Source organism: Brucella intermedia LMG 3301, from assembly GCF_000182645.1.
Taxonomy (GTDB): domain Bacteria; phylum Pseudomonadota; class Alphaproteobacteria; order Rhizobiales; family Rhizobiaceae; genus Brucella; species Brucella intermedia.
The window spans coordinates 936346-953479 of sequence record NZ_ACQA01000001.1 but is presented as its reverse complement, the minus strand read 5'-3'; the positions used below and the strand labels follow the sequence as shown (position 1 = coordinate 953479).

Below are 17134 nucleotides of genomic sequence, written 5' to 3'. Positions count from 1 at the left end.
CCTTTATTTCTTACTGTGCCAGCACGGCGCTCGCGGAGCCCGCGAGTGCTGCGTCGTAATGTTGGACCAGGGCGTTCACGGCACCGGCGGTCACATTGAAGACCGGGGTCGGATAGACGCCGAAGAAGATGGTGAGCACCACAAGCGGGTACAGAATGAGCTTCTCACGCGGGCTGAGGTCGAGGAGCGCCTTGAGGCTTTCCTTGGTCAGCGCGCCGAAGATCACCTGACGGTAGAGCCAGAGCGCATAGGCCGCCGAGAGGATGACGCCCGTGGTTGCGAACAGCGCCACCCAGGTGTTGACCCGGAACACGCCGAACAGCGTCAGGAACTCGCCGATGAAGCCCGAAGTACCCGGCAGACCGACATTCGCCATCGTGAAGATGAGGAAGGCCACCGCATATTTCGGCATGTTGTTCACCAGACCGCCAAACGCCGCGATCTCACGGGTATGCATGCGGTCATAGATCACGCCGACGCAGAGGAAGAGCGCGCCCGACACGATGCCGTGCGACAGCATCTGGAAGATTGCGCCCTGCAGGCCCTGCTCGTTTGCCGCGAAGATACCCATGGTCACATAGGCCATGTGCGCAACCGACGAATAGGCGATCAGCTTCTTCATGTCTTCCTGCACCATCGCGACGAGCGAGGTGTAGATGATTGCGATCACCGACAGCGCGAAGATGAACGGAGCGAAATCAGCGGAAGCCAGCGGGAACATCGGCAGCGAGAAGCGGATGAAACCGTAGCCGCCGAGCTTCAGCAGGATACCGGCCAGAATGACCGAGCCTGCCGTCGGTGCTTCAACGTGCGCATCCGGCAACCAGGTGTGGACCGGCCACATCGGCATCTTCACCGCGAAGGACGCGAAGAAGGCGAGCCATAGCCATGTCTGCATCCCGGCCGGGAAGTCGTATTTCAGCAGCTCCACGATGTTCATCGTGCCAGCCTGCCAGTACATGGCCATGATGGCGATGAGCATCAGGACCGAGCCCAGAAGCGTGTAGAGGAAGAACTTCAGGCTCGCATAGACGCGGCGCTTGCCGCCCCACACGCCGATGATGATGAACATCGGGATAAGGCTTGCCTCGAAGAACACGTAGAACAGGAACAGGTCGAGCGCGCAGAACACGCCGATCATCAGCGTTTCCAGAATGAGGAACGCGATCATGTATTCCTTGACGCGCTTTTCCACCGACACCCAGCTTGCCAGAATGCAGAAGGGCATGAGGAAAGCGGAAAGCACCACGAACAGGACGGAGATGCCGTCCACGCCCATGTGGTAGCTGATGCCGCCGCCCATCCAGTCGACCTGCTCGACCATCTGGAAGCCGGGGTTCGAATTGTCGAAACCGGCCCAGACGACGAGCGACAGGGCGAAGACGAATATCGTCGTCAGCAAAGCGACGTTGCGGATATTGCGACGCGATGCCTCGCTGTCGTCCTTGATCAGAAGGATCAGTAACGCGCCGACGAGCGGCAGAAACGTGACCGTTGAAAGAATTGGCCAGTCGGTCATCAGAAAGAGCTCCCGAGCATCATCCAAGTGACGAGCGCGGCGACGCCGATCAGCATCGCGAATGCGTAGTGATAAAGGTATCCGGACTGCATCTTGACGACGCGGTTGGTAACGTCGAGCACGCGGGCCGAGACGCCATCCGGGCCGAAGCCGTCAATAAGCCAGCCGTCGCCACCCTTCCAGAACACGCGGCCAAGCCAGCGAGCCGGACGCACGAAAAGGAAATCGTACAGCTCGTCGAAGTACCACTTGTTCAAGAGGAACTGGTAGAGGCCACGATGACGGGCAGCCAGTTCCTTCGGCGTTTCCGGCGAACGGATGTAGAAGATCCAGGCGACGATAAAGCCGAGAACCATCGAAACGAACGGCGACAGCTTCACCCAAAGAGGAACATGGTGATATTCCTCGAGGATCTGGTTGGCAGCCGAGGTGAACAGAGCGCCCTTCCAGAACTCGGCATATTCGTGGCCGAAGAAGAGTTCCTTGAACACGACACCGGCAAAGAGCGCGCCGACGCCGAGGATCAGCAGCGGAACGAACATGACGGCAGGCGATTCATGGACGTGATGCATGACTTCCGCCGAAGCGCGCGGCTTGCCGTGGAAGGTCATGAAAATCAGGCGCCAGGAATAGAAGCTCGTGAAGAGCGCGGCGATGATGAGAAGCGTCGAAGCGTAGCCGCTGGCAGCACTGTGCGAAGCGAAGACGGATTCGATGATCGCATCCTTGGAGAAGAAACCGGCGGTGCCGATGACCGTGCCCGGAATGCCGAGGCCGGTAATGGCGACCGTGCCGATGACCATCATCCAGTAGGTGATCGGGATCAGCTTGCGCAGACCGCCCATGCGGCGCATGTCCTGCTCTTCCGAAACGGCATGGATGACCGAACCGGCGCAAAGGAACAGAAGCGCCTTGAAGAAAGCGTGCGTGAACAGGTGGAACACGGCGGCGCCATAGGCACCGACACCGAGTGCAGCGAACATGTAGCCGAGCTGCGAGCAGGTCGAATAGGCGATGACGCGCTTGATGTCGTTCTGCACGAGGGCGACCGTTGCCGCGAAGAAGGCAGTCGTCGCGCCGATGATGGTCACGACCAGAAGCGCGGTCTGCGACAGTTCAAAGATCGGCGACATGCGGGCGACCATGAACACGCCCGCGGTAACCATGGTAGCGGCGTGAATGAGCGCCGAAACCGGGGTCGGGCCCTCCATGGCGTCCGGAAGCCAGGTGTGCAGCAGGAACTGCGCCGACTTGCCCATCGCGCCCATGAAGAGCAGCAGGCAGGTGATCGTGATCGCGCCCTGCTTGTCGAGCTGATAGCCGAGGAAGTTCAGAACGACCTGATTGGCATCGGCGGCGCCTTCAGCGGGGAGGAAATTGGCGGCAGCAGCGAAGATCGTGTTGTAGTCGACCGACTGGAACAGCGCGAACACGCCGAAGATGCCGAGCAGGAAGCCAAAGTCACCAACGCGGTTGACGACGAAGGCCTTCATGGCGGCGGCGTTTGCCGAAGGCTTCTGGAACCAGAAGCCGATCAGGAGGTACGAGGCCAGACCCACGCCTTCCCAGCCGAAGAACATCTGGACCAGATTGTCCGACGTGACCAGCATGAGCATGGCGAAGGTGAAGAGCGACAGATAGGCGAAGAAGCGCGGACGGTGCGGATCGTGATGCATATATCCGATGGAATAGATGTGCACGAGAGCCGACACCGAGTTCACCACCACCAGCATGACGCCGGTGAGCGTGTCGATGCGCAATGCCCAGTCGAAGGAAAGCGCGCCCGAGGTTACCCAGTGCAGAACCGGGATGCGGACGGTTTCCGCGTCGTGGCCGAGCGGAATCTGGAAGAACACGACCCAGGACAGGACCGCGACGACGACCATGAAACCGGAAGTGATGTATTCGCTCGCCTTGGCTCCGATCTGATTGCCGAAGAGACCGGCAATCAGGAAGCCGAGAAGCGGAAGGAAGACGATCGCGTAGTAGAGCATTTGCCCGTCAACCTTTCATAACATTGACGTCTTCCACCGCGATGGAGCCGCGATTACGGAAGAAAACAACGAGAATTGCCAGACCGATGGCCGCTTCCGCAGCCGCGACGGTCAGAACGAAAAGGGCGAACACCTGCCCGACCATGTCGCCGAGCTGGCTGGAGAACGCCACGAAGTTGAGATTGACCGAAAGAAGGATCAATTCGATCGACATCAGGATGACGATGACGTTCTTGCGGTTCAGGAAGATGCCGAAGACGCCAAGCGTGAACAGGATGGCCGAAACGGTCAGATAGTGGGCGATACCGATTTCCATATGCTTATCCTCAGATGCCTTTGCCCGTTTCGACTTGTTTGATCTCGATCGCCGTTTCGGGCGTGCGAGCAACCTGGGCCGGAATGGACTGGCGCTTGACATTCGGCTTGTGCCGCAGCGTCAGAACGATGGCGCCGATCATCGCGACCAGAAGGACGAGACCAGCAACCTGGAAGTAGAAGACGAAGTCGGTGTAGAGAATGTCACCCAGAGCAGCGGTATTGCTCCGCTCGGCGATATTCGGGATCGGCACGGCGCCCTGCCCCAGCTTCGGTGCAAACATGTTGCTTGCAAACACGAAGATCAGCTCGCCGAGCAGGATGAGGCCGACGAGCGCGCCAACCGGCGCATATTGCAGCGCGCCGCGCTTCAGCTCGGAGAAATCCACATCCAGCATCATGACGACGAAGAGGAAGAGAACCGCCACTGCCCCGACGTAAACGACGAGCAGGATCATGGCGAGGAACTCGGCCCCCGTCAGCAGGAACAAGGCTGCCGCATTGAAGAATGTGAGGATCAGAAACAGCACCGAATGCACGGGGTTGCGTGCCGCGATCACCATGAACGCGGATGCGATCATGATGAAGGCGAACAGATAGAAAAACGCTGCCGCAATACCTGTCAGCATGGGGATCCCCCAACACCTTTCCGTGAGCAAAGCCTTATTGCCTTGCCCTCTTTAGTCTTTGTTTGCCGCGAATAATCGCGAAACTTAAATTCCAGCAACAAGATGGGCCGCCCCTTCCTGTTGCCGCTTTTCAAACCGGATGCCGAAACCAGGTTTCAGCAGGACCAATCAGCGATATGGCGCATCCATCGCGATATTGCGCGCGATTTCGCGTTCCCAACGGTCGCCATTGGCAAGGAGCTTTTCCTTGTCATAGTAGAGTTCTTCGCGGGTTTCGGTCGCGAATTCGAAATTCGGACCTTCCACGATGGCGTCCACCGGGCATGCTTCCTGGCAGAAACCGCAATAGATGCACTTCACCATGTCGATGTCGTAACGCACCGTGCGGCGGGTGCCGTCGTTGCGGCGCGGACCGGCCTCGATGGTGATGGCCTGCGCCGGGCAGATCGCTTCGCAAAGCTTGCAGGCGATGCAGCGTTCCTCGCCGTTTGGATAACGGCGCAGTGCGTGCTCGCCACGGAAGCGCGGAGAGACCGGGCCCTTTTCATGCGGGTAGTTCAACGTCGCCTTGGGCGCGAAGAACTGGCGCATGGAAAGAAAGAACGCGCCTACGAATTCCTTGAGAAGGAGCGATTTGGCTGCTTGAGCGAATGAAGCCATGATGATTACTCCTTACGCCAGACCGAAGACTTTGAGGAAGGTCGCGGTTGCGACGACCATGAAGAGCGAGATCGGCAGGAACACTTTCCAGCCAAGGCGCATCAGCTGATCGTAGCGATAACGCGGAACGAAAGCCTTCACCATTGCGAAGAGGAAGAAGCAGAAGCAGAGCTTCAGCATGAACCAGATGATGCCCGGAACCCAGTTGAGGAACCACACATCCACCGGAGGCAGCCAGCCGCCGAGGAAGAGCGTCGTCATCAGGGCGCACATCAGCGTGATCGCCACATATTCGCCGAGGAAGAACAGAAGGAACGGCGTGGACGAATATTCGATCATGTGACCGGCCACGAGTTCGGATTCAGCTTCGACAAGGTCGAAAGGCGGACGGTTCGTTTCGGCCAGCGCCGAAATGAAGAAGATCACGAACATCGGGAACAGGCAGAGCCAGTTCCAGTCGAGGAACGAAGCCGGCAGGCCAAGCATGGTGCCGAGGCCGGTATTCTGCGAAAGCACGATGTCGGTGAGGTTGAGCGAGCCAACCGTCAGCAGGACCGTGACAATCACGAAGCCGATGGAAACTTCGTAGGAAACCATCTGCGCGGCAGAACGAAGCGCGCCGAGGAACGGGTATTTCGAGTTCGATGCCCAGCCGCCCATGATCACGCCGTAAACTTCGAGCGAAGAAATGGCGAAGATATAGAGTATGCCGACATTGATATTGGCGATGGCCCAGCCTTCATTGACCGGAATGACCGCCCAGGTCGCCATTGCGAGAACGGCGGAAACGAAAGGCGCAAGGAGGAAGACACCCTTGTTTGCGCCCGACGGGATGATCGGTTCCTTGAAGACGAACTTCAACAAGTCGGCGAAGGCCTGGAACAGACCCCAGGGACCGACAACGTTCGGGCCGCGACGAAGCTGCACCGCTGCCCAGATCTTGCGATCCGCGTAAAGCAGGTAAGCGACGACGATCAGCAATACGACGAGCAGAACGACCGACTTCAGCGCTATGATAAGCGCGGGCAAGACGTAAGCTGCAAAAATTCCTTCCATTGTTCCGTCTCTCTCTCGCTTACTCAGCTGCCTGTTGGAAGCCGCCGGCCGCGAGCGCCGAGCATTCGGCCATGACGGCGGAAGCGCGCGCGATTGGGTTCGTCAGGTAGAAGTCCTTGACCGGGGAGACGAACGCAGCGCCGCCGCCCGGGTTTGTTGCCTTGGCCGCCAGCGCGACGAGATCGTCGGCGGAAGCAGGCGCGATGGTGTCGATAGCCGCCATATGCGGATAGTCCGCATAGAGCCGGGCGCGAAGCTGCTGCAGCGAATCGAACGGCAGGCGCTTGCCAAGGCTGTCGGAAAGAGCGCGCAGGATCGCCCAGTCTTCCTTTGCCTCGCCCGGCGCGAAACCGGCGCGGTTGCCAAGCTGCACGCGGCCCTCGGTGTTGACCCAGGTGCCCGACTTTTCCGTATAGGCTGCGCCCGGCAGGATAACGTCGGCGGCATGGGCACCGGCATCGCCATGCGTGCCGATGTAAACGATGAAGCTCGATCCCTTGCGGGTCATGTCGAGTTCGTCTGCGCCGAGCAGGAACACGACATCCAGATTGCCGAGCATGTCGCCAGCAGCCTTGCCGCCCTCACCCGGCACGAAACCGAGATCCAGAGCGCCAACGCGCGAAGCGGCGGTGTGCAGAACGGAGAAGCCGTTCCACTCGTCCTTGATCGCGCCGACGTCCTGAGCGAGTTTGGCGGCGGCCGACAGAACCGCACGACCGTTTTCGCCGGTGAGCGCGCCCTGACCGATGATGATCAGCGGACGTTCAGCCTTGGCCAATACGTCGCGGAATGCGTTCTGGCCGGCAGCAAGCTGGCCCAGCGTTTCAGCGCCAGCACCCAGATATTCGTAATCGTAACGCAGTTCAGCCTTTTCACCGATCAGGGCGACCGGGAAATGGCCCATGCGCTGACGCTTGCGGATGCGGGCGTTCAGAACAGCGGCTTCAACACGCGGATTGGAACCGATGATGAGCAAAGCATCAGCGTTTTCAATGCCTTCGATGGTCGAGTTGAAGAGATAGGTTGCGCGGCCCAGAGCCGGATCGAGAGCTGCGCCATCCTGGCGGCTGTCGATATTGGCGGTGCCGAGCGAAGCCATCAGGCCCTTCAGCGCGTAGAGTTCTTCAACCGAAGCCAGATCGCCAGCGACCGCGCCGATCTTTTCAGCCGACGTTGCGGAGACCTTGGCGGCGATGGCAGCGAATGCTTCCGGCCACGATGCTGCAACCAGACGGCCATCCTTGCGAACATATGGGCGGTCGAGGCGCTGGGTGCGCAGGCCATCCCAGATGAAGCGGGTCTTGTCGGAAATCCATTCCTCGTTCACCGCTTCATTGACGCGCGGCATGACGCGCATCACTTCGCGACCACGGGTATCGACGCGGATGTTCGAGCCGACGGCATCCATCACGTCGATGGTTTCGGTCTTGCTCAGTTCCCACGGACGGGCCTGGAATGCATAAGGACGCGAGGTCAGAGCGCCGACCGGGCAAAGATCGATGACGTTGCCCTGCAATTCAGACGTCATGGCGCGTTCGAGATAGGTGGTGATCTCGGCGTCTTCACCGCGGCCGATGAGGCCCAGTTCCGAAATGCCTGCCACTTCCGTCGTGAAGCGGACGCAGCGCGTGCAGTGAATGCAGCGCGTCATCACCGTCTTGACGAGCGGACCGATATACTTGTTTTCAACGGCGCGCTTGTTCTCGCGATAGCGGGAACCGTCGGTGCCGAAGGCCATTGCCTGATCCTGCAGGTCGCACTCGCCGCCCTGATCGCAGATCGGGCAATCCAGCGGGTGGTTGATGAGCAGGAATTCCATCACGCCTTCGCGGGCCTTCTTGACCATCGGCGTGTTGGTGAAGATTTCAGGCGCTTCGCCATTCGGGCCGGGACGCAGATCGCGCACGCCCATGGCGCAGGATGCCGCCGGCTTCGGCGGTCCGCCCTTCACTTCAACCAGGCACATACGGCAGTTTCCGGCGATGGAAAGCCGTTCGTGGAAACAGAAACGCGGGACTTCCGCGCCCGCGGCTTCGGCAGCCTGAAGGAGCGTATAGTGATCGGGTACTTCGATCTCTGTGCCGTCAACCTTGATCTTTGCCATCGCTTATCCAAACCTGCGGCTTGTGCCGCATCTTCCAGATCTCAAACTCTTGCCCTGCCCTTACTTTTGGCATGGCCTTTACCGAAAACCGCCAGGCACTTTTCGGGGCCATGCCCTGCCGGGCAGGCTCACACAACTTATTCAGCCGCTTCCAGACGGATATTGCGGCTCTGAACGGCGTTGCGCGTATAATCGTCAATGCGCTTTTCAATTTCCGGACGGAAATTGCGGATCAGGCCCTGAATAGGCCATGCAGCGGCATCACCCAGTGCGCAGATCGTGTGACCTTCAATCTGCTTGGTCACGTCGAACAGCATGTCGATCTCGCGCTTCTGCGCGTTACCCTTGACCATGCGCTCCATCACGCGCCACATCCAGCCGGTGCCTTCGCGGCACGGCGTGCACTGGCCGCAGCTTTCATGCTTGAAGAACGCCGCCAGACGGGCAATCGCCTTGATGATGTCGGTGGACTTGTCCATGACGATGAGGCCGCCGGTGCCGAACGACGATTTCTTGTCACGCATGCCGTCGAAATCCATGATGGCGTCCATCATGTCCTCGCCCTTGATGACCGGGCACGACGCGCCGCCGGGAATGACCGCCAGCAGATTGTCCCAGCCGCCGCGAATGCCGCCGCCATGCTTTTCGATCAGTTCGCGGAACGGAATGCCGAGGCCTTCTTCCACGACGCAAGGCGTGTTCACGTGACCGGAAATCTGGAACAGCTTGGTGCCGACATTGTTCGGGCGTCCGATGGACGAGAACCATGCCGCGCCACGACGCAGGATCGTCGGCGCAACGGCGATCGATTCCACGTTGTTCACGGTCGTCGGGCAGCCATAGAGGCCCATATTCGCGGGAAACGGCGGCTTGAGGCGCGGCTGGCCCTTCTTGCCTTCGAGGCTTTCGAGCAGAGCCGTTTCTTCACCGCAGATATAAGCGCCAGCGCCGTGGGTGACGAAAATGTCCATGTCCCAGCCGCACTTGTTGCCCTTGCCCAGCAGACCGGCTTCGTAACATTCGTCAATTGCCGCCTGGAGGGCTTCACGCTCGCGCATGAATTCGCCACGGATATAGATATAGGCCGTGTGGGCGCCCATGGCGCAACCGGCGATCACGCAGCCTTCGATCAGCGTATGCGGATCGTGGCGCAGGATTTCGCGGTCCTTGCAGGTGCCGGGCTCGGATTCGTCGGCGTTGACGACCAGATAATGCGGGCGACCGTCGCTCTGCTTGGGCATGAACGACCACTTGAGACCCGTCGGGAAGCCAGCGCCGCCGCGGCCGCGCAGGCCCGACGCCTTCATCTCCTCGATGATCCAGTCACGGCCCTTTTCGATCAGCCCGCTGGTGTTGTCCCAATGGCCGCGCGCCATTGCACCCTTCAGGGAGCGATCCTTGAAGCCGTAGATATTGGTGAAGATGCGATCTTTATCAGCCAGCATGTCTCACCTGTTTCCGTTCGTGTTTGCCAATATCGAAGTCATCATACCGGCTTCTTTCCGAATACCTTGATGTATTCCTCGACGCCGCCCTTGGCCAAAGCCTTGGCCTGCTTCATCCAGTCTTCGCGCTCGATGCGACCGTGGAAGCTGAGATAGCCGTCGACCCAGTCGCGCTCGGCCTTCTTCCATGCAGCGACCTGCTTGAAGGTGAAGATGCCAAGCTCGTGCAGGGTCTGCTCGATCTTCGGACCGACGCCCGAGATCAGCTTGAGGTCGTCGACCACTTCCGGCCGCTCCATGGGCTGGGGACGGTTCTTGTCGTCGAGCTTGTATTCCTTCGTGGTTTCGACGGAAGCGGCCTTTTCGGCTGCATTCGAAACCTTGACTTCCGAAGGCGACTTGAGCGCCGGAGCGGTTTCAGGCGCGTTGGTCACGGGCTTTGCCGCGTTGGACGGCGGAACATTCGCGGCTTCTGCCTTTGCCTTGGCTTCGGCTTCCGCCTTTGCCCTGGCAGCGGCGGCATCGGATGCCTTGCGGGTTTCGAGGCCGATCTTCTTGTAGTCCAGCTCTTCCGTCAGCGACGTCAGGCCATTGAGCGGATTTGAGGTTTCACGGTCGATCTGCGGACCCGGCTTGACGGTGTCGCCCTTGCCGGCTTCAAACGCGTCGATGATTTCGGCAAGGCGTTCCGGCGTCAGGTCTTCATAGGCGTCCTTGAAGATCATGACCATCGGTGCATTGGCGCAGGCGCCCTGGCATTCCACCTCTTCCCACGACAGCGTGCCGTCGGCGTTGAGCTCGAACGGGTCGTGGTTGATCTTGTGGCGGCAGACATCCATCAGCGCTTCCGAACCGCGCAGCATGCAAGGCGTGGTGCCGCAAACCTGGATGTGGGCGCGCGTGCCGACGGGCTTCAGCTGGAACTGCGTATAGAAGGTCGCAACTTCCAGAACGCGGATCAGCGGCATTTCGAGCATGGCTGCAACGTGTTCAATGGCAGCTTTCGTGACCCAGCCATCTTGTTCCTGCGCACGCATGAGCAACGGAATGACGGCCGACTGCTGACGGCCTTCGGGGAATTTTGCAATCGTCTTGAGCGCCCAGGCCTGATTTTCCGCGTTGAACGCGAAAGCGGCTGGCTGGACGGCATCATCTGCGAGACGGCGAACGGACATCAGCGGTCAACCTCACCAAACACGATATCGAGCGAGCCAAGAATTGCCGACACGTCAGCCAGCATATGGCCGCGGCACAGGAAATCCATGGCTTGAAGATGGGCAAAGCCCGGAGCGCGCAGCTTGCAGCGATAAGGCTTGTTGGAGCCGTCCGATACGAGGAAGACGCCAAATTCACCCTTCGGCGCTTCAACTGCTGCGTAAACTTCACCGGCAGGCACGTGGTAGCCTTCCGTGTAAAGCTTGAAGTGATGGATGAGCGCTTCCATCGAGCGCTTCATCTCGCCGCGCTTCGGCGGCACGATCTTGTTGTCGGCGTTGGAAACCGGACCGACGCGTTCCTTGCCGAGGAGCAGGTCAACGCACTGGCGCATGATCTTCGCCGACTGGCGCATTTCTTCCATGCGGATCAGGTAGCGGTCATAGCAGTCGCCGTTCTTGCCGACCGGAATGTCGAATTCCATCTCGTTGTAGCACTCATATGGCTGCGACTTGCGCAGATCCCATGCTGCACCCGAACCGCGAACCATGACGCCCGAGAAGCCCCATGCCCAAGCGTCTTCCAGCTTCACGACGCCGATATCGACGTTACGCTGCTTGAAAATACGGTTCGGCGTGATGAGGTCGTCGAGATTGTTGAGCGTCTTGAAGAATGGATCGATCCATTTGCCGATGTCTTCGACGAGCTGGTCCGGCAGGTCCTGATGGACGCCGCCCGGACGGAAATAGGCTGCGTGCATGCGCGCGCCGCAGGCGCGTTCGTAGAACACCATCAGCTTTTCGCGTTCCTCGAAGCCCCAGAGCGGCGGCGTCAGCGCGCCAACGTCCATGGCCTGCGTGGTGACGTTGAGAAGGTGGTTCAGGATACGGCCGATTTCCGAATAGAGAACGCGGATGAGCTGGCCGCGCTTCGGCACGTCGATGCCCAGCAGGCGTTCGACGGCGAGCGCATAGGCGTGTTCCTGGTTCATCGGCGCCACGTAGTCGAGGCGGTCGAGATAAGGCAGGGCCTGAAGATAGGTCTTGGCTTCCATCAGCTTTTCGGTGCCGCGATGCAGCAGACCGATATGCGGATCGACGCGCTCGACCACTTCGCCGTCGAGCTCAAGCACCAGACGCAGCACGCCGTGCGCGGCAGGGTGCTGCGGACCGAAGTTGATATTGAAATTGCGGACCTGAGTCTCAGCCATGTTCAGCTTCCTGTTTGGCTGCAAGAGCCGCCAAGAACTCCTCGCCGGTCATCCGGTGGGTGTCGTTGGCAAAATCGTAATTCGCAGGCTTGTTATCGATGAAGATTTCTTCGGCGAAATGAAAACGTTCCGGTTCGGCAAAAGCCTGCATCGAAACGACCATCATTCCATCATGGACACCGCGCCAGAACAGCGACGAACCGCACTTCGAGCAGAAGCGGCGTTCGCCCCATTCCGAAGACGAATAGGTCGAGAGGGCAGCTTCGTCTTCGATTTCGACCGAAGTGCCGCAGTTGACGGCCATGAAAGCACCGCCCGACCAACGCCGGCACATGCTGCAATGGCAGACATCCATTTCCATCTTTGCCGGAACAGCGGTGAACTTCACCGCTCCGCAAAGACATTGACCGTTCAATCTCTCGCCTGCGCCCATGAGTATGTCCTCAGTTCGCCTTGGCTTTCTCGTCGCCCGGCAGAACGTAGTCCGTTCCTTCCCATGGCGAGAGGAAGTCGAAGTTGCGGAACTCCTGACGCAGCTGCACAGGCTCGTAGGCGACGCGCTTCAGCTCGTTGTTGTAACGAACTTCAACGAAACCGGTGAGCGGGAAGTCCTTGCGCAGCGGATGGCCTTCGAAACCGTAGTCGGTCAGGATGCGGCGCAGGTCCGGATGGCCGGAGAACAGGACGCCGTACATGTCGTAGGTTTCGCGCTCGAACCATTCGGCGCCGACGAAGACCGGAACCGCGGACGGCACCAGCGTGTCCTCATCAGCCTGAACCTTGACACGGATGCGCTGGTTCTGGCGCGGAGACATGAGCTGGTAGACGACATCGAAGCGCTTGGCGCGCTGCGGATAGTCGACGCCCGAAATATCCGTCAGGTTGACGAACTGGCACTGCACATCGTCGCGCAGGAAGGTCAGAACGCTGATGATGCTGGCAACCGGAACCGACAGGGTCAGCTCGCCATAGGCAAGCTTCGCCTCTTCGATCGCATCGCCGAGACGTTCCTTGATGTAGCCGGAAAGTTCACCGAGAGCTTCTTCGCTCATGATCAAATGTCCTTTTCTTCGGCCTTAGCGTTCAATGGTGCCGGTGCGGCGGATCTTCTTCTGCAGCATAAGAATGCCGTAGAGCAGAGCCTCAGCGGTCGGAGGGCAGCCCGGAACGTAGATATCGACCGGAACCACGCGATCGCAGCCACGCACCACCGAATAGGAATAGTGGTAGTAGCCGCCGCCATTGGCGCAGGAACCCATCGAGATAACGTAACGCGGCTCCGGCATCTGGTCGTAGACCTTGCGCAGGGCGGGCGCCATCTTGTTGGTCAGCGTGCCGGCGACGATCATCACGTCGGACTGACGCGGTGAAGCGCGCGGAGCGATACCGAAGCGTTCGGCGTCGTAGCGCGGCATGGAAATGTGCATCATTTCCACGGCGCAGCATGCCAGACCGAAGGTCATCCACATCAGCGAGCCGGTACGCGCCCAGGTAATCAGAGCGTCAGCGGAGGTGACGATGAATCCCTTGTCGGAAAGCTCGCTGTTCAGATCGTTGAAGAATGCATCGTCGGAACCGACAGGCTTGCCCGTGCGCGGGTCAAGAATGCCCTTCGGCTGCGGAGCCACGAGCGTTGTGTTGGCTGAGGTCAATCCCATTCCAGCGCTCCCTTCTTCCATTCATAAATGAAGCCGATGGTCAGAACGCCAAGGAACACCATCATCGACGCGAAGCCGAACCAGCCGATTTCACCGAAGGACACGGCCCACGGGAAAAGGAAGGCGACTTCCAGATCGAAGATAATGAAGAGAATCGACACCAGATAGAAACGGATGTCGAACTTCATACGGGCGTCATCGAAGGCATTGAAGCCGCACTCGTAAGCAGAAAGCTTTTCGGGGTCGGGCTGTCTGTAAGCGACAAGAAACGGCGCAACCAGAAGGGCTACGCCAATTACCATCGCGATGCCGAGGAAGATGACGATCGGCAGGTAGGAACTTAAAAGCTCGTTCATGGTCCTTTATCCGGCTTGAATACGAGGCTGCGCCGCCTGTCATAAGCTTTTTGGAGCTGACGACCATGCGACACATTGCATCTGTTGCAACCCCGTCGCCCCAAGCAGCTTCAAAAGGCATGCCGTGCGAACTAAGCGCTTTTCGCCGGGACGGTTATCGCAGCGCGTGCGCAAGCGCAACCCCTCCGGCACGATCTATTGGGCAAAGTCGAACCAAGATGCTTAACAAGCCATGCATCCGGCCCGCTTATCCCCCTTAAAACCCCTATAACATGAAAAGATCATAATTTCGTGAGGAAAAGTCGCCCGGTCCGCGCCGTCCGGCAATCCTCCGCGAGAATCAATTGCCCACGACTTCGTGGGTGGAAACCGGCGATCCAGTCCCCCGCCTGAAAATGCGTTTACGGACCAGCGGAGCCCGCCGCCCCCACCAGCCGGCCCGGCAGATAGAGCACGAGCGATGCGGCTCCCTTGATCGCCGAAGCGCCGTCCGCCAGCACCGCCTGCCCCGTCGTCCGGTTCTCGCGCCCGTTCAGGGCGTTAAGCGAGAGCGTGCCGTCGCTGACCAGAGCCATGAGCGACGGCGAGGATGCAAAGACATTATGCGCGCCGCCATCCAGATCGGTCGCGTCGATCACCGCGATCCCGTATTTCTGAAGTATCGGAATGCTGGTGCCGTCCCCTACCCGCGCATGGCCGCCCGTGATGAAGGACGAGACGCCCAGCGCCCGATCGCTGCGCGATGTCATTACCGCTGTCGGACGCGGCATTGGGTCGATGTCCCTTATCTGCTTTTCAAAGACGTCGAGATCGATATCCGGTGCCGCGAGCAACAGCGCGGTGATGCGGCGCAGCACATGCTTTTCGCCACGCAGGGACAGGGTTCTCAAAGCCTCCATGGTGACGAAGCCGCCCATCGAGTGGCCGACGAGCACAACGCGCTCGGCCTTGCTGCGGGCGACAAGTTCGAGCAACCGGGCCAGACCATCCCGCGCAAAGTCCGCGCTGTCTCGATCATAGACATAAAGGCCCAGATCGCCGCCGGACGGCCAGGCATATTCGACCGCCACCGACTTCATCTTGTAATCATGGACGAACTGCGCGGTGCGGAATGTGCTGTCGGCAAAATTATTGTTGTAGCCATGCACGAAGATCAGGATTTCCCTGTCCTTCGGCCCCTGCCTCGCAAGGGCGGCATTCAATTGTGCGAGAAACTGCTCCGCATCCTCGTATGGCTGGAATGCGGTTGCCGCGAAATTTTTGGCCGGGTCGGGCTTGTAGCCGGTCGACTCCACCTGCCCTTTCACATGGGCCGCCGGAATGCCGACATCGACCTGCGCGAAATTGAGCGTCTTGGAGCGATTTGAATTGTAGGGCTGCGAGAAATCGTCGGAGCGCTGGCGGCTCGTCGCAACATAGATGGGAACCACAGCCGCCGGTTTCGCCGGTTTGATAATGGCGGCTTCCGCCGCCGCCACCGATTGCGGGCTCGAATTGGGACCGTGCCACAACACGGCGCGCGGCGTGTCACAGCCGGCAAGAATCAAAAACGTTGCAAGCACACCAAGAAGAGCGTGTCGGGTCATCGTCGCAGCGATCCGTTCCTGTCATCCGGTTCCGCGCGATTGAAAACAGGAAATCGGGTCCTTGGCAATGCATGGTCAGGTGGCAGGTTTTCCGCCGCCGCGATTTAAGGCGGAGGACGGCTTGCGTGAATGATGGAAAATTCCGTTCGCGTTTGCGGTGAAAGTTGGAATGGAAACATGCCGGATGGCAATGGGTTTGCGAAGCAATGCCTTCAGATCGCATTCGCACCGGCTATCATGGATGCCCGGCTATCATGGATGCATTGTCGGCCATAGCAGCGAAAGGAGATCACGCATGAGCCACTATCTGCTCGCCAGCGGCGATCTTCTTGTCATTGCGGCGATCATCCTGTCGGTTGCCTATCTGTCCTGGAAACAATTTTCCAAGTAGCAGGCCCACGGTTCGGCAATTCCACGATTTTCCTGAAGAAGGCGGTCCGGCGCCACTTTCGTGTCAACGTTCAATCTATCGATTTGTTGAGAGGAAAGTGGCGCGAGTGACGGGGCTCGAACCCGCGACCTCCGGCGTGACAGGCCGGCACTCTAACCAACTGAGCTACACCCGCGCATTTCTCGGCAGCCCTGAGGCTGCGTCGCACCGGCGTTTCCGTCCGGTGTGAGCGGTCGTTTAAGGGGTTCTCGAACAAGTGTCAAGCGCGTGTTTGGAGAAGATTTGCGATATTGGAAAAATCATTCACAGGACGTTTCAACGCCCGTGCAATGTCAGCAATTTCGAGCATTCCCAGTTAAATTGAATCAATGGAAATGCTTGTTCTTTTTCTGCGCATTATCCCGCGCAAAACCGCTTCGCACTTTTTCTGGAAATGCTTGCTCTTGCGCATTATCCCGCGCAAAACCGCTTCGCACTTTTGCTGGAAATGCTTGCTCTTTTTCTGCGCATTATCCTACGCAAAACCGCTTCGCACTTTTGCTGAAAATGCTGGATGAAAAGAAGTGAAACGGCGGTGGGCGCCACTTTCGTGTCAACGTTCAATCTATCGATTTGTTGAGAGGAAAGTGGCGCGAGTGACGGGGCTCGAACCCGCGACCTCCGGCGTGACAGGCCGGCACTCTAACCAACTGAGCTACACCCGCGCATTTCTCGGCAACCTTGCGGCTGCGTCGCACCGGCGTTTCCGTCCGGTGTGAGCGGTCGTTTAAGGGGTTCTCGGACAAGTGTCAAGCAAGGGTCATGAAGAAAGGATAAGAATTTTCGATTTTGCTGCGGAACGCCTGTTTTCCGGGCATTTTCAATGACATCAAACTTATCCACAAGCGCCGCCATGGCCCCGGAATCAGTCCGGTTTCCAGAATCATCGCCACCCGCGACGGAGAGTGCCTGTTTCTCCGCTACTAAAGCGCTAGAATCTCGTTGCTTGCTTTCAGGCAAGTGACGTAGTTCACTGAAACCGGACCGGAGTTCAATAAAAGACAATCATACCGACAA

General features: G+C 59.1%; 15 protein-coding genes and 2 tRNA genes. All 17 read right to left on the bottom strand.

Features of this window, described 5'->3' with window-relative positions; translation table 11 throughout:
* Positions 1-10 precede the first annotated feature (10 nt).
* Positions 11-1519 carry an NADH-quinone oxidoreductase subunit M gene (locus OINT_RS04540; RefSeq protein ID WP_006471805.1) on the bottom strand — a complete coding sequence of 503 codons (1509 nt, stop codon included), beginning with the start codon at positions 1517-1519 and terminating at the stop codon, positions 11-13.
* Complete coding sequence (gene nuoL, locus OINT_RS04535) at positions 1519-3513, bottom strand: NADH-quinone oxidoreductase subunit L (protein ID WP_006466599.1); 1995 nt, start codon at positions 3511-3513, stop codon at positions 1519-1521. The genes OINT_RS04540 and nuoL overlap by 1 nt, the downstream gene beginning before the upstream one ends.
* A gap of 7 nt (positions 3514-3520) precedes the next feature.
* Positions 3521-3829, bottom strand: a complete 309-nt coding sequence (gene nuoK, locus OINT_RS04530) for an NADH-quinone oxidoreductase subunit NuoK (RefSeq protein WP_006466598.1) — start codon at positions 3827-3829, stop codon at positions 3521-3523.
* Between the two features lie 10 nt (positions 3830-3839).
* Complete coding sequence (locus OINT_RS04525) at positions 3840-4457, bottom strand: NADH-quinone oxidoreductase subunit J (RefSeq protein WP_006471807.1); 618 nt, start codon at positions 4455-4457, stop codon at positions 3840-3842.
* Between the two features lie 168 nt (positions 4458-4625).
* Positions 4626-5117, bottom strand: a complete 492-nt coding sequence (gene nuoI / locus OINT_RS04520) for an NADH-quinone oxidoreductase subunit NuoI (RefSeq protein WP_006466596.1) — start codon at positions 5115-5117, stop codon at positions 4626-4628.
* Positions 5118-5129: 12 nt separating this feature from the next.
* Positions 5130-6173 carry an NADH-quinone oxidoreductase subunit NuoH gene (gene nuoH, locus OINT_RS04515; RefSeq protein WP_006466595.1) on the bottom strand — a complete coding sequence of 348 codons (1044 nt, stop codon included), beginning with the start codon at positions 6171-6173 and terminating at the stop codon, positions 5130-5132.
* A 19-nt stretch (positions 6174-6192) separates the two neighbouring features.
* Entirely contained in the window at positions 6193-8277 is a 2085-nt protein-coding gene (nuoG, locus tag OINT_RS04510; RefSeq protein ID WP_006466594.1) for an NADH-quinone oxidoreductase subunit NuoG, read from the bottom strand.
* Positions 8278-8414: 137 nt separating this feature from the next.
* Complete coding sequence (gene nuoF / locus OINT_RS04505; protein ID WP_006466593.1) at positions 8415-9722, bottom strand: NADH-quinone oxidoreductase subunit NuoF; 1308 nt, start codon at positions 9720-9722, stop codon at positions 8415-8417.
* Between the two features lie 41 nt (positions 9723-9763).
* Positions 9764-10897: an NADH-quinone oxidoreductase subunit E gene (locus OINT_RS04500; protein ID WP_006466592.1), complete on the bottom strand. Its 1134-nt coding sequence runs from the start codon at positions 10895-10897 to the stop codon at positions 9764-9766.
* Entirely contained in the window at positions 10897-12087 is a 1191-nt protein-coding gene (locus tag OINT_RS04495; protein ID WP_006471808.1) for an NADH-quinone oxidoreductase subunit D, read from the bottom strand. The genes OINT_RS04500 and OINT_RS04495 overlap by 1 nt, the downstream gene beginning before the upstream one ends.
* On the bottom strand, positions 12080-12520 hold the full coding sequence (locus tag OINT_RS04490; RefSeq protein WP_006471809.1) for a GFA family protein: 441 nt from the start codon (positions 12518-12520) through the stop codon (positions 12080-12082). The genes OINT_RS04495 and OINT_RS04490 overlap by 8 nt, the downstream gene beginning before the upstream one ends.
* 10 nt (positions 12521-12530) lie before the next feature.
* Positions 12531-13139, bottom strand: coding sequence for an NADH-quinone oxidoreductase subunit C (locus OINT_RS04485; RefSeq protein WP_006471810.1), 609 nt, complete (start codon positions 13137-13139; stop codon positions 12531-12533).
* A gap of 24 nt (positions 13140-13163) precedes the next feature.
* On the bottom strand, positions 13164-13745 hold the full coding sequence (locus tag OINT_RS04480; protein WP_006466589.1) for a NuoB/complex I 20 kDa subunit family protein: 582 nt from the start codon (positions 13743-13745) through the stop codon (positions 13164-13166).
* Positions 13736-14101: an NADH-quinone oxidoreductase subunit A gene (locus tag OINT_RS04475; protein ID WP_006466588.1), complete on the bottom strand. Its 366-nt coding sequence runs from the start codon at positions 14099-14101 to the stop codon at positions 13736-13738. The genes OINT_RS04480 and OINT_RS04475 overlap by 10 nt, the downstream gene beginning before the upstream one ends.
* A 401-nt stretch (positions 14102-14502) precedes the next feature.
* On the bottom strand, positions 14503-15687 hold the full coding sequence (locus tag OINT_RS04470; RefSeq protein WP_006466587.1) for an alpha/beta hydrolase: 1185 nt from the start codon (positions 15685-15687) through the stop codon (positions 14503-14505).
* A 489-nt stretch (positions 15688-16176) separates the two neighbouring features.
* Positions 16177-16253, bottom strand: a tRNA-Asp gene (locus tag OINT_RS04465).
* Between the two features lie 452 nt (positions 16254-16705).
* Positions 16706-16782 (bottom strand) — tRNA-Asp (locus tag OINT_RS04455).
* Between the last annotated feature and the right edge of the window lie 352 nt (positions 16783-17134).

Coding starts and splice junctions, on each gene's coding strand:
- OINT_RS04490 (WP_006471809.1), bottom strand. CDS start 12,520: ATGGGCGCAGGCGAGAGATTGAACGGTCAATGTCTTTGCGGAGCGGTG.
- OINT_RS04475 (WP_006466588.1), bottom strand. CDS start 14,101: ATGAACGAGCTTTTAAGTTCCTACCTGCCGATCGTCATCTTCCTCGGC.
- nuoK (WP_006466598.1), bottom strand. CDS start 3,829: ATGGAAATCGGTATCGCCCACTATCTGACCGTTTCGGCCATCCTGTTC.
- OINT_RS04525 (WP_006471807.1), bottom strand. CDS start 4,457: ATGCTGACAGGTATTGCGGCAGCGTTTTTCTATCTGTTCGCCTTCATC.
- OINT_RS04470 (WP_006466587.1), bottom strand. CDS start 15,687: ATGACCCGACACGCTCTTCTTGGTGTGCTTGCAACGTTTTTGATTCTT.
- nuoH (WP_006466595.1), bottom strand. CDS start 6,173: ATGGAAGGAATTTTTGCAGCTTACGTCTTGCCCGCGCTTATCATAGCG.
- nuoL (WP_006466599.1), bottom strand. CDS start 3,513: ATGCTCTACTACGCGATCGTCTTCCTTCCGCTTCTCGGCTTCCTGATT.
- nuoI (WP_006466596.1), bottom strand. CDS start 5,117: ATGGCTTCATTCGCTCAAGCAGCCAAATCGCTCCTTCTCAAGGAATTC.
- nuoF (WP_006466593.1), bottom strand. CDS start 9,722: ATGCTGGCTGATAAAGATCGCATCTTCACCAATATCTACGGCTTCAAG.
- OINT_RS04480 (WP_006466589.1), bottom strand. CDS start 13,745: ATGGGATTGACCTCAGCCAACACAACGCTCGTGGCTCCGCAGCCGAAG.
- nuoG (WP_006466594.1), bottom strand. CDS start 8,277: ATGGCAAAGATCAAGGTTGACGGCACAGAGATCGAAGTACCCGATCAC.
- OINT_RS04495 (WP_006471808.1), bottom strand. CDS start 12,087: ATGGCTGAGACTCAGGTCCGCAATTTCAATATCAACTTCGGTCCGCAG.
- OINT_RS04540 (WP_006471805.1), bottom strand. CDS start 1,519: ATGACCGACTGGCCAATTCTTTCAACGGTCACGTTTCTGCCGCTCGTC.
- OINT_RS04500 (WP_006466592.1), bottom strand. CDS start 10,897: ATGTCCGTTCGCCGTCTCGCAGATGATGCCGTCCAGCCAGCCGCTTTC.
- OINT_RS04485 (WP_006471810.1), bottom strand. CDS start 13,139: ATGAGCGAAGAAGCTCTCGGTGAACTTTCCGGCTACATCAAGGAACGT.